The organism is Mycobacterium ostraviense (assembly GCF_002705925.1).
Taxonomy (GTDB): domain Bacteria; phylum Actinomycetota; class Actinomycetes; order Mycobacteriales; family Mycobacteriaceae; genus Mycobacterium; species Mycobacterium ostraviense.
This window is the reverse complement of record NZ_NKRE01000001.1, coordinates 1,942,032-1,952,966: the sequence shown is the minus strand read 5'-3', so window position 1 is coordinate 1,952,966 and position 10,935 is coordinate 1,942,032. Positions and strand designations below refer to the sequence as shown.

The following is a 10,935-nucleotide window of genomic DNA, read 5'->3' as shown; positions in this document are numbered from 1 at the left end:
CGTGGGCTCGGAGATGTGTATAAGAGACAGGCATTGGGGGCATTGGGGGCATTGGCGTCAGAATCGGTCACGGTTGGTCCAACCCGCCGGTGCGGGCAGCCTATTCCTGCGGCTCCTGCCGGGTTTTGCGTCGGACACGGCGATGCGGGTATTGTGGACCAACGGTGCGGCGTCCGTGCCGGCTTCTGGCGTGCCCAGTCCCGAAATTTCTCGGAAATGCTTCGCGGAATTTCCACCACCGGCTCACGTTTGTAGTCCGGGCAGGTGCTGCGCCGAACCCGGTGCACTGACAAGAAGTGAGGATCGCCAGAACGCAATGGCCAAGAAGGACGGCGCCATCGAGGTCGAGGGTCGCGTGGTCGAGCCCCTGCCCAATGCCATGTTTCGCATTGAGCTGGAAAACGGCCACAAGGTGCTCGCCCACATCAGCGGCAAGATGCGGCAGCACTACATCCGCATCCTGCCCGAGGACCGCGTGGTGGTGGAGTTGTCTCCCTACGACCTGTCCCGGGGCCGCATCGTGTACCGGTACAAGTAGCTCGCGCCGGCATTGAGACCAAAGACCCAGAGAACAGGACCGAGACTGCCGTGAAGGTGAACCCGAGCGTCAAGCCGATCTGTGACAAGTGCAGGGTGATCCGTCGGCACGGACGGGTGATGGTGATCTGCTCCGATCCGCGCCACAAGCAGCGGCAGGGTTAGTCAAGGCTTCCGCCGGACCTTGGCCGAGCGCGCCAGACAACTGAATGCAGACCTCCCAGCACCAATGAGCGGCTGGCATCTATAGAGATGGGCCAGCTCATGCACGCCCGGACGGAGGCCGGGCCCCGCAAGTTTGGCGGGAACGGACTGGGACCACACCTCCGCCGAGAAAGAGGAAACGCCACCTATGGCTCGACTAGTCGGCGTCGACCTGCCGCGCGACAAGCGGATGGAGGTCGCTCTGACCTACATCTACGGCATCGGCCGTACCCGCTCCAACGAAATTCTGGCCGCCACCGGCATCGACCGGGACCTGCGAACCAGGGATCTCACCGACGACCAGCTCACCCATCTGCGTGACTACATCGAAGCGAACCTGAAGGTCGAGGGTGACCTGCGCCGCGAGGTGCAGGCCGACATTCGCCGCAAGATTGAAATCGGCTGCTACCAGGGTCTGCGGCACCGCCGTGGGCTGCCAGTGCGTGGCCAGCGGACCAAGACCAACGCGCGGACCCGTAAAGGTCCCAAGCGCACCATCGCAGGCAAGAAGAAGGCCAGGTAACCGATGCCACCAGCCAAGAAAACAGCAAGCGGCGCCGCCAAGAAGGGTCAAAAGGGACAGAAGACCCGGAGGCGGGAAAAGAAGAACGTCCCGCACGGCGCCGCCCACATCAAGAGCACCTTCAACAACACGATCGTGACGATCACCGATCCGCAGGGCAATGTCATCGCCTGGGCGTCGTCGGGTCACGTCGGGTTCAAGGGTTCTCGGAAGTCGACGCCGTTCGCCGCGCAGCTGGCCGCGGAGAACGCCGCGCGCAAGGCACAGGAGCACGGGGTCCGCAAGGTCGACGTGTTCGTCAAGGGGCCGGGCTCGGGCCGTGAGACCGCGATCCGTTCGCTGCAGGCTGCCGGTCTGGAGGTCGGCGCGATCTCCGATGTCACCCCCCAGCCGCACAACGGCGTCCGCCCACCCAAGCGCAGAAGGGTCTAGCAGACAACCATGGCTCGTTACACCGGACCCGTCACCCGTAAATCGCGCCGGCTGCGCACCGACCTCGTCGGCGGCGACCAGGCCTTCGAAAAGCGTCCCTACCCGCCCGGCCAGCACGGCCGCGCCCGGATCAAGGAAAGCGAATACCTGCTGCAGCTGCAGGAGAAGCAGAAGGCCCGCTTCACCTACGGCGTCATGGAAAAGCAGTTCCGCCGCTACTACGAAGAGGCGGTGCGGCAGCCCGGCAAGACCGGTGAGGAACTGCTGAGAATCCTGGAGAGCCGGCTCGACAACGTCGTCTACCGCGCCGGCCTGGCGCGCACCCGCCGGATGGCCCGCCAGCTGGTCAGCCACGGGCACTTCAGCGTCAACGGCGTGCACGTCAACGTCCCCAGCTACCGGGTGTCGCAGTACGACATCATCGACGTGCGGGACACGTCCCTGAACACCGTGCCGTTCCAGATCGCCCGGGAGACCGCGGGTGACCGGCCGATCCCGAGCTGGCTGCAGGTCGTGGGGGAGCGGCAACGCATCCTGATCCACCAACTGCCCGAACGCGCCCAGATCGACGTCCCCCTGACCGAGCAGCTGATCGTCGAGTTCTACTCGAAGTAACCGCACCCTCGGGGGGCTCGAAAGAAAACCACCCCCCGAGTACCCCCAAAGGCATCAAATAGCGGGTGCCGAGAAGGAGAAGAAGAAACACCATGCTGATCTCTCAGCGTCCCACCTTGTCGGAGGAAGTCCTCACCGACAACCGGTCCCAGTTCACCATCGAACCGCTGGAGCCCGGATTCGGCTATACCCTTGGTAATTCGCTGCGGCGCACCCTGTTGTCATCTATCCCGGGAGCGGCCGTCACCAGCATTCGCATCGACGGCGTGCTGCACGAGTTCACCACGGTGCCCGGGGTCAAAGAAGACGTCACCGACATCATCCTGAACCTCAAGAGCCTGGTCGTGTCCTCCGAGGAGGACGAGCCGGTCACCATGTATCTGCGCAAGCAGGGTCCCGGTGAGGTCACCGCCGGCGACATCGTGCCCCCGGCCGGTGTCACGGTGCACAACCCCGGCATGCACATCGCCACGTTGAACGACAAGGGCAAGCTGGAAGTGGAACTCGTCGTCGAACGTGGCCGCGGCTACGTCCCGGCGGTGCAAAACCGGGCCTCTGGCGCTGAAATCGGCCGTATCCCAGTCGATTCCATCTACTCGCCGGTGCTCAAGGTCACCTACAAGGTGGAAGCCACCCGGGTCGAGCAGCGCACCGACTTCGACAAGCTGATTCTCGACGTGGAGACCAAGAGCTCGATCACTCCCCGCGACGCGTTGGCGTCGGCGGGCAAGACGCTGGTCGAGTTGTTCGGTCTGGCACGCGAGCTCAATGTCGAGGCCGAAGGCATCGAGATCGGGCCGTCGCCGGCCGAGGCCGACCACATCGCCTCGTTCGCGCTGCCCATCGACGACCTCGACCTGACCGTCCGCTCCTACAACTGCCTCAAGCGCGAGGGCGTGCACACCGTCGGTGAATTGGTCTCGCGTACCGAGTCCGACCTGCTCGACATCCGCAACTTCGGTCAGAAGTCCATCGACGAGGTGAAGGTCAAGCTGCATCAGCTGGGTCTGTCGCTCAAGGACAGTCCGCCCACCTTCGACCCGTCGGAGGTCGCGGGCTACGACGTGGCCACCGGCACCTGGTCCACGGAGGGTTCCTACGATGACCAGGACTACGCCGAAACCGAACAGCTTTAACTCGCGTCCGATCTAGACAGGAGCGTTAGCAATGCCCAAGCCCACCAAGGGCCCACGCCTCGGCGGATCGTCGTCGCACCAGAAGGCGATCCTGGCCAACCTGGCCACGTCCCTGTTCGAACACGGCCGGATCAAGACCACCGAGCCCAAGGCTCGGGTGTTGCGCCCGTACGCGGAGAAGCTGATCACTCACGCCAAGAAGGGCACGCTGCACAACCGGCGCGAGGTGCTCAAGAAGATCCGCGACAAGGATGTGGTGCACACGTTGTTCGCCGAGATCGGGCCGTTCTTCTCCGACCGCGATGGCGGCTACACCCGCATCATCAAGGTCGAGCCGCGTAAAGGCGACAACGCTCCGATGGCCGTGATCGAGCTGGTTCGGGAGAAGACGGTGACGTCGGAGGCGGATCGGGCACGGCGAGTGAAGGCGTCCAAGAAGGCTCCTCAGGATGAAGCGGCACCGGTGGCAGCGGCGGCGGCGCCGCAGGCGGCGGTAGAACCTGAAGCCGCGGTTGGTGCGACCGCCGAAGAGGCCGCCGAAGAGGCCGCCGAGACCGAAGAGGCCGCCGATGAGGCGGGAGGGGCCGAGCCTGCCGACGAGGCCGGCGAGGCCACCGAGGACGCCGAAGGGGCCACCGAGGATTAGTGCGGACGTCCGGCTGCGGCTCGACATCGCCTACGACGGGACCGACTTCGCGGGCTGGGCAACGCAATCGGGTCAACGGACGGTTGCCGGTGTGCTCGACGAGGCGCTGACCACCGTATTCCGCACGCCGGTGCGGTTGCGCGCGGCCGGACGCACCGATGCGGGGGTCCATGCAACCGGACAAGTGGCCCATGCCGATGTGCCCGTCGAAGCATTGCCGAACGCCTATTCGCGTTCGGCCCGCCCCAGCGAAGCGGAGTTCCGGCCCCTGCTGCGGCGGTTGGGACGCTTCCTGCCTTCAGATGTCCGGATCCTCGAGATCGTGCGCGCGCCAAAGGATTTCGATGCCAGGTTTTCGGCGCTGCGTCGGCACTATGTCTACCGATTGTCGACGGCGCCCTACGGGGTGGAGCCGCAGCTGGCGCGCTACGTCACCGCCTGGCCGCATGATCTGGACGTGGCGGCGATGTCAGCCGCGTCGCGAGAGCTGTTGGGGTTACACGATTTCGCCGCCTTCTGCCGTCATCGAGACGGTGCCACCACCATCCGTGACTTGCAGCGGCTGGACTGGGCGCGCGACGGCGACCTGGTCACCGCGCAGGTCACCGCCGACGCATTCTGCTGGTCCATGGTCCGATCCCTCGTCGGGGCCGTGCTGGCCGTCGGCGAGCATCGGCGCAGCGCCGCCTGGTGTCGCGAATTGCTCACCGCGACCGCGCGTTCCAGTGACTTCGCGGCTGCGCCGGCACACGGGTTGACGCTGATCCAGGTGGACTATCCGCCTGACGACCAGCTGGGGTCACGAGTATTGATCACGCGGGATCTGCGCTCGCGCTAGCCGGCGGACGGTGGCCGGGTCACCACGGTGGGACGGAATCCGTATCGGGGACCCGCACCCGCCGACCCCCGGCCCGTACCACCGATCGGCATGCCGCCGACCACGTTTCCGGACGACCCGAGGTCCGCCGGTTCGATCACATCGCTGACGAACATCGACGTGCTGGTCGGGGTCGCCACCGGGCTGGCTCCGGCCCAGGTCGGTGGTACCGACAGTTTGCCGATGGTGCTGGCCTGAGCCAGACTCGCCGACACCGGCCCGCTGCCCACCAGTCCGGCCGCGCCGGCCGCGGCCGCGGCAGCCTCCGGCGCGGCGGCGGCCGGGCCGACCAGCCCCATCGTCTTTGCCGTCGACGCAAAGAAGCTGGCGATCCCGGCGCCGAAGAACGGCAACCCGGCGGTGTCATAGAGGAAGTTCGCAAACGGCGCCCACCACTCCAAGAACCGCTCGATCGGACCCGCTGTCGCTGAGACGGCAGAGGCCAAGGGTGAGGCGAGGCCTTCCAGCACGCCGGGCAGCTCCGAAAGCAAGCTCGACAAGGTGCTCTGCGTGGCACCGGCCGCGGTGGCGACGGCACTGGTGACTGCCGCGGCCTGAGTGGCCGACGCGGCGGGACTGGTGGTCTGCGGCGGCGAAACGAACGGCGTTACCGCCGACGCGGTGGCCGATGTACCGGCGTAGGCGTACATGGCTGCGGCGTCTTGTGCCCACATCTCGCCGTAGTGGGTCTCGGTGGCGGCGATCGCCGCGGTGTTCTGGCCGACGACATTGGTCGAGATCAGCGTCGACAATTGAGCGCGGTTGGCCGCGATCTGCGGCGGCGGCACCACGGCGGCGAACGCGGTCTCATAGGCTACGGCCGCCAAACGTGCTTTGCCGGCGGCTTGTTCAGCCGCCGCGGCGGTGGCACGCATCCATGCCACGTATGGCGCGACCGCACCGGCCATCGTCACAGCCGATGGGCCCACCCAACCTTCGCTGTGCAGTGCGGTGATCACCGTCTGGTACTCGTTGGCGGCCGAGGCCAACTCGGCGGCCAATCCGCCCCACGCCGATGCGGCGGCCACCATAGGTGTCGACCCGGGCCCGGAATACAGACGAATGGAGTTGATCTCCGGCGGTAACGCCCCGAAATCCATCGTTATCGACACCTCACCTGGGTAGCTGCAATTGACATCTCGGTTCCTCTTCAATAGGGCAGTGGCTCAAGGGTTTCCGCTATCCAGCGGCCGGCGGGCGGGACATCACCGTCAGGCGTATCCCGTATCGGCGCCGGGCGAAGGTCGCGCCCCGGCGGTCGTTCCCCGTCGGCGTATTCGGGAACAGGCCCCGGGGCGCATTCGTAGGGCCGGCGGTGCTGAGGGTATGCGAAATCTCGGCGGCCCCGGCCTTTGCCGGATTAGGCGACGTTGCCCAACTCGGCGGCACCGACAGCGAGCCCAACCGGTCCGCCTGGCCGAACACGGCCGACACCGGTCGGGCGACGGCCATCTGCGAGGGCGTCAAAGCCGACGCCGGCGCGGCTCCGCCGGCGATCGGCATTGTGGCGGAGGCGGATTTGGGAGTGAGCTGCTGGGCGAACAAAGTGACCAGCTGAACGATCCCGGCCCCGAAATAGGTCAACCCCCAGGTGTTGATCAACGCGTTCCAATCCTGGGTCGGGATGACGGGGAACCAGGGTCGCTTCAGCGCTGAAAGGCCTTGCTGGGCCGCGGCTTTGCCGACCGACAGGGCCTGCTCGGCCAGCCCGCCCGGGGTGGTGGTGTTTGGCGGGGCAGTAAAGGGTGTTAACGCCGAAGCGGTTGCTGAGGAGCTGGCGTAGGCGTACATCGCGGTGGCGTCTTGAGCCCAGAACTCGGCGTATTCCGCCTCGGTGGCCGCGATCAAGGGCGTGTTCTGGCCGAAGAAGTTGGTGGCGACCAGCACCATCGACCGAACCCGGTTGGCGGCGATCAACGGCGGCGGCACCGTCATGGCGAAAGCGATTTCGTAGGCGGCGGCGGCCGCCCGGGCTTGCATGCCCGCCTGTTCGGCACCTGCCGCCGTCGCGCATAACCACGTCACGTACGGGGTGACCGCGGCCAGCATGGCGGCCGATGCCGGACCCAACCACCGTAAGCTCGTCAATTGCGCGATGGCGGCGCGGTAGCCACTGGCCGCCGCGCCGATATCGGTTGCCAGCGCGTCCCAGGCTCCCGCGGCCGCGATCAGCGGGCCCGAGCCCGGACCGGTATACATGCGGCCGGAGTTGATCTCCGGCGGCAATGCGCCGAAGTCGATGAGCATTGGCACTGGTGAGGCGGACGCACCGCCGATGGCGTCACCCGCTGACGGGTGGATCTCAAGAGCCATCGACCCTCCTGGACAGCGGTAAAGTCAGCTTGCTGCGACATCGCCGTCGTCAGGATCAGCGGGAATTCACGATCACCATGCAATAGCAAACGTATCCTACTGCAACTATACACTATAGATATAGGTGTAACGGTTGACTACTGCACCGGCGCTCCCAGCACATGCTCGGCTCGCTTGTCGGTGGAGACACACAACGAGCAGACGTGGGCGGTGTGTGCATGACAGGCCAGCATGTCGGGCCGCTCGAAATCATGAAGGCAGACATGACAGTTCAGTTGCTCGGCCGAAGGGTTGCCGTGTTCGTCGTACATGGGCAGGTCGATGCCGTCGTGCCCGCGCCGAAGGTAGTACCGGCCGCGAGTGGCGATCGCCAGGACCGGTGGCATCACCACCGCGATAACGATTGCGACCAGCGGTGAATAGGGCCGCAGCGTCTCGCCGAGGCCGCCGAAGAACGCGACGATCGAGAGCCCCGCAGCCAACAGCAGTGAGCCGAAGCCGACCGGGTTGATGGCATACAACATGCCGCGGCGAAATTCCGGGGTTTTCGGCGACAACCGCAGCAGATATTTGTTGACGACGATGTCGGAAGCCACGGTCACCACCCATGCCATGCCGCAGTTGGCGTAGAACCCGAGGATCGTGTTGAGGAAGTCGAACATGTTGGCTTCCATCAGGATTAACGAGATTGCGAGATTGACGGCGAGGAACACGATGCGGCCGGGGTAATGCTTGGTGACGCGGGTAAACGAATTGGTCCAAGCCAGCGAGCCCGAATAGGCGTTGGTTACGTTGATCTTGACCTGACTGAGGACCACCAAGATCACGGCGAGTGTCAGCGCCAGCCAGCCCGGCATGACATTGCGGTAAATCTGCATGAATTGGTGCACCGGAAGATTGGCGATCGCCGTGGCGCCGGCGATGTGGGAGATCAGATACACCGCCAGGAACAACCCGATGATCTGCTTGAGCGCACCGAAGACCACCCAGCCGGGCCCGGCCAACAGCGTCCAGGTCCACCATTTGCCGGAGTTTTGCGGCGTCCGTGGCGGCATGAAGCGCAGGTAGTCGATCTGTTCGGCGATCTGAGCGATCAGTGACAGGCATACCCCTGCTGCCAACAGGACCGAACCGATGGTGACGCCGCCGCCCCCGTCCTTGCCGGGGTAGGAAAAGAACTCTCCGATGGATTCCGGGTGGCTGACGACCAGGTAGCCAAACGGGGCCACCATCAGCAGCAGCCATAGCGGGGTCGTCCAAAGTTGTAGCTGCGAAAGGACTTTCATGCCGTACATCACCAGCGGGAAGATCAGCAACGTCGAGCAAGCGTAACCGAGCCACAGCGGGACGTGCAGGCCCAGATTGAGGCCTTGGGCCATGATCGAGCCCTCGAGCGCAAAGAAGATGAACGTGAAGGTGGCAAAGATCACGTTGGTGACCACCGACCCGTAGTAGCCGAAACCGCTACCGCGGGTGATCAGGTCCAAGTCGATGTTGTAGCGCGCCGCGTAGTAGGCCAGCGGCAGCCCGGTGGTGAAGACCACGACGGCGAAAATCCCTATGCCCCAGAGGGCATTCGCGGTACCCCAGGTGATGCCGACATTGGCGCCGATCGCGAAGTCGGCCAGGTAGGCGATTCCGCCGAGGGCCGAGATTCCCACCACCGCCGGGGACCACCGTCGGTAGCCGCGCGGGGCGAAGCGCAGCGGGTAATCTTCGAGCGTCTCCCCGGTGGCCGTGATGTGATCGAAGTCGCTTGGCGCCGTAGGCCTGACGTCCATATCGGTGCCTGACATCAACCCTCCTCAGCGCATTCGCCGGTCAATAGCAATCAGATTCCATGGTGTGCCCACGCACTTGCCTTCGTGGAAAGTGTGCACGTGAACTCGTGCGGCTACGCGTTCGGTGAACGTCGTTGCGGTCCGGCGTGATCGTAACCCCGGGTTTCGACCGCGTGCCAGCTGAAAGCGCTCCGGCACAGCGATACCCAAGCGGTTGCTCAGTTGCCTCACAAGGTCCACCGGACCGGCGTGGCGGTTGCGGTCGGTGACCCGACCGCCGAGTCAGATCTTGCCCACGACGAAATTGGCCGCTTGGTTGGTCAGTCCCGGCACGTAGCCGGTGTGGGCCTTCCACTGGTTGCCATCGGAGCAGATGGGGTCACCCTCGTTGCACAGGTTGAGAATTTTGCCCTCGAAATGCGGGCTCAGGGCATTCATGAGCCCGCCCGCGCGGCCGGACGGGTTACCGAACAGGGTGACCGCGGCGACGTGATCTGCCGCTTCGGCCGGGAGCGGCTGAGTGAAGCCCAAACCGGCCAGTGGAGCGGCGGTGACGATGTCGATGACCGCCGCACCCTGGGAGTACCCGCCGAGCACCAGTTTCGTGTTCGGGCACGCGTTCGCCATCTGCTGCACATGGTCGCTGGCATCGTTGGCGCCGTCCGCGGCCGCCAGGAAGTCCTTATTGGCGGGGTAATTCACCCCGTATGCCCCGATGTTCCGGCCGGTCTGCTGGCGCAGTGAGGCGAGCATGGCGTTGCCCACCCGGCCCAGCCCGGGCGGCTCGCCGGTTCCCCGGGCGAACACCACCTCGACGTCCGGGCAGGACGCGGAAGCCCGGGGTGGCAGTGGCCAGGCAAGTGACAACGCGGCCGCCGCAAGCGCGGCGGCCGCCAAGCGGGTGATGAGTCTTGTTCTGCCCGTGGGGATAAGCCGCATGACGCGATCTTACGGGCTTATTGCACATGCGTTCCTGGCGTCAGTGGACCTGCACCACCGACCCGGGCGCTCCCACCACCGATCCGGGCACGCCGGCAGCAGGTCCGGGCGCCTGCGGAGCCGGGCCGGGGGCCGGCGGAACCGGACCGGGCAACTGCAGCACCGGTGGCGTGGAGGCGGCCGCGAGCTTGGCCGCCACGAAGCTCGCCGCCTGCGTGGTGTAGGTGGGGACGTAGCCGTCGGTGTGGTCGCTCCACTCGTTGCCCGGGCCGGCATGACAGATCGGGTCGCCGGGATTGCACAGGTCGATCGCCTTGGCGCCCAACAACGCACTCTGGGTCGTCAGGGATCCGCCGGAGCGGTTGGCCACATTGCCGAAGACGGCGACCGCCGCGATGTTGTCGGCGTATTCGGCCGGCAGCGGGCTGCCAAAGCTGATGCCCGCCAAGGGAACTCCCGCGACGATGTCGATCACGTCGGCACCCTGCGAGTAGCCACCGAGAACCAGCTTGGTGTTCGGGCACGACGAGGCCATGGATTTGATGTGTGCGATGGCGTCGTTGGCGCCGTCACCGGTATGCAGTTGAAGCCGGCTCGCGGCATAGTTCACCGCGTACACGCCGATGTTCTGGCCGGTTTGCTGGCGCAGTGAGTCGACGAATGCTCCGCCGACCCGGCCGATGCCGGGAGGTTCGCTGGTACCGCGGGCGAAAATGACCTCGGCGTCCGGGCAGTCGGTGGCAGCGGCCGACGGGATAGCGGTCGGAACGGTGGACGGGGCGAGGACCATGCCGGCGGCGGTGACAAGAGCGCCGGCCAGCAGGCCCATGGGGTGCGTGTTCACGCCGAGATTTTACCCGCTGCCGGCCGCTACAAAACCTGCGACAAATTCCGGGCTGTGGATGAGTGACTGAAGAAACTCCTGCTCAAGG

13 protein-coding genes are annotated in these 10,935 nt (G+C 65.6%); 8 read left to right on the top strand and 5 right to left on the bottom strand.

Annotated elements, in window-relative coordinates:
- Nucleotides 1-316: 316 nt before the first annotated feature.
- The 8 genes from infA (at nucleotide 317) to truA (ending at nucleotide 4,931) form a co-directional block, all read left to right on the top strand.
- Complete coding sequence (gene infA / locus CDN38_RS08760; RefSeq protein WP_003418601.1) at nucleotides 317-538, top strand: translation initiation factor IF-1; 222 nt, start codon at nucleotides 317-319, stop codon at nucleotides 536-538.
- 50 nt (nucleotides 539-588) lie between these two features.
- Nucleotides 589-702: a 50S ribosomal protein L36 gene (gene rpmJ / locus CDN38_RS08755; RefSeq protein WP_003879483.1), complete on the top strand. Its 114-nt coding sequence runs from the start codon at nucleotides 589-591 to the stop codon at nucleotides 700-702.
- A gap of 187 nt (nucleotides 703-889) precedes the next feature.
- Nucleotides 890-1,264 carry a 30S ribosomal protein S13 gene (gene rpsM / locus CDN38_RS08750; protein ID WP_036390976.1) on the top strand — a complete coding sequence of 125 codons (375 nt, stop codon included), beginning with the start codon at nucleotides 890-892 and terminating at the stop codon, nucleotides 1,262-1,264.
- Nucleotides 1,265-1,267: 3 nt separating this feature from the next.
- Entirely contained in the window at nucleotides 1,268-1,696 is a 429-nt protein-coding gene (gene rpsK / locus CDN38_RS08745) for a 30S ribosomal protein S11 (RefSeq protein WP_023371066.1), read from the top strand.
- 9 nt (nucleotides 1,697-1,705) lie between these two features.
- Complete coding sequence (rpsD, locus tag CDN38_RS08740) at nucleotides 1,706-2,311, top strand: 30S ribosomal protein S4 (RefSeq protein WP_023371068.1); 606 nt, start codon at nucleotides 1,706-1,708, stop codon at nucleotides 2,309-2,311.
- Between the two features lie 92 nt (nucleotides 2,312-2,403).
- Entirely contained in the window at nucleotides 2,404-3,447 is a 1,044-nt protein-coding gene (locus CDN38_RS08735) for a DNA-directed RNA polymerase subunit alpha (RefSeq protein ID WP_023371070.1), read from the top strand.
- A gap of 31 nt (nucleotides 3,448-3,478) precedes the next feature.
- Nucleotides 3,479-4,093 carry a 50S ribosomal protein L17 gene (rplQ, locus tag CDN38_RS08730; RefSeq protein ID WP_075510911.1) on the top strand — a complete coding sequence of 205 codons (615 nt, stop codon included), beginning with the start codon at nucleotides 3,479-3,481 and terminating at the stop codon, nucleotides 4,091-4,093.
- Complete coding sequence (gene truA, locus CDN38_RS08725; protein WP_082277141.1) at nucleotides 4,017-4,931, top strand: tRNA pseudouridine(38-40) synthase TruA; 915 nt, start codon at nucleotides 4,017-4,019, stop codon at nucleotides 4,929-4,931. Before rplQ ends, truA begins: the two co-directional genes overlap by 77 nt.
- Here truA and CDN38_RS08720 read toward each other — a convergent pair.
- The 5 genes from CDN38_RS08720 to CDN38_RS08700 all read right to left on the bottom strand — a co-directional run bounded on the left by CDN38_RS08720 (nucleotide 4,928) and on the right by CDN38_RS08700 (nucleotide 10,832).
- Nucleotides 4,928-6,070, bottom strand: coding sequence for a PPE family protein (locus CDN38_RS08720; protein WP_075510912.1), 1,143 nt, complete (start codon nucleotides 6,068-6,070; stop codon nucleotides 4,928-4,930). The genes truA and CDN38_RS08720 overlap by 4 nt on opposite strands.
- Before the next feature lie 79 nt (nucleotides 6,071-6,149).
- Nucleotides 6,150-7,211, bottom strand: a complete 1,062-nt coding sequence (locus tag CDN38_RS08715; RefSeq protein WP_180276412.1) for a PPE family protein — start codon at nucleotides 7,209-7,211, stop codon at nucleotides 6,150-6,152.
- 209 nt (nucleotides 7,212-7,420) lie between these two features.
- Complete coding sequence (locus CDN38_RS08710) at nucleotides 7,421-9,079, bottom strand: hypothetical protein (protein WP_075510914.1); 1,659 nt, start codon at nucleotides 9,077-9,079, stop codon at nucleotides 7,421-7,423.
- Between the two features lie 267 nt (nucleotides 9,080-9,346).
- Entirely contained in the window at nucleotides 9,347-10,003 is a 657-nt protein-coding gene (locus CDN38_RS08705) for a cutinase family protein (RefSeq protein WP_075510915.1), read from the bottom strand.
- 40 nt (nucleotides 10,004-10,043) lie between these two features.
- Entirely contained in the window at nucleotides 10,044-10,832 is a 789-nt protein-coding gene (locus tag CDN38_RS08700) for a cutinase family protein (RefSeq protein ID WP_075510916.1), read from the bottom strand.
- Nucleotides 10,833-10,935: the final 103 nt, after the last annotated feature.

What these genes read in the sequence shown, in the direction of transcription:
- infA (WP_003418601.1), top strand. Translation starts at nt 317, where the DNA reads ATGGCCAAGAAGGACGGCGCCATCGAGGTCGAGGGTCGCGTGGTCGAG.
- rpsM (WP_036390976.1), top strand. Translation starts at nt 890, where the DNA reads ATGGCTCGACTAGTCGGCGTCGACCTGCCGCGCGACAAGCGGATGGAG.
- rpsK (WP_023371066.1), top strand. Translation starts at nt 1,268, where the DNA reads ATGCCACCAGCCAAGAAAACAGCAAGCGGCGCCGCCAAGAAGGGTCAA.
- rpsD (WP_023371068.1), top strand. Translation starts at nt 1,706, where the DNA reads ATGGCTCGTTACACCGGACCCGTCACCCGTAAATCGCGCCGGCTGCGC.
- CDN38_RS08735 (WP_023371070.1), top strand. Translation starts at nt 2,404, where the DNA reads ATGCTGATCTCTCAGCGTCCCACCTTGTCGGAGGAAGTCCTCACCGAC.
- rplQ (WP_075510911.1), top strand. Translation starts at nt 3,479, where the DNA reads ATGCCCAAGCCCACCAAGGGCCCACGCCTCGGCGGATCGTCGTCGCAC.
- truA (WP_082277141.1), top strand. Translation starts at nt 4,017, where the DNA reads ATGAGGCGGGAGGGGCCGAGCCTGCCGACGAGGCCGGCGAGGCCACCG.
- CDN38_RS08720 (WP_075510912.1), bottom strand. Translation starts at nt 6,070, where the DNA reads ATGGATTTCGGGGCGTTACCGCCGGAGATCAACTCCATTCGTCTGTAT.
- CDN38_RS08710 (WP_075510914.1), bottom strand. Translation starts at nt 9,079, where the DNA reads ATGTCAGGCACCGATATGGACGTCAGGCCTACGGCGCCAAGCGACTTC.
- CDN38_RS08705 (WP_075510915.1), bottom strand. Translation starts at nt 10,003, where the DNA reads ATGCGGCTTATCCCCACGGGCAGAACAAGACTCATCACCCGCTTGGCG.
- CDN38_RS08700 (WP_075510916.1), bottom strand. Translation starts at nt 10,832, where the DNA reads ATGGGCCTGCTGGCCGGCGCTCTTGTCACCGCCGCCGGCATGGTCCTC.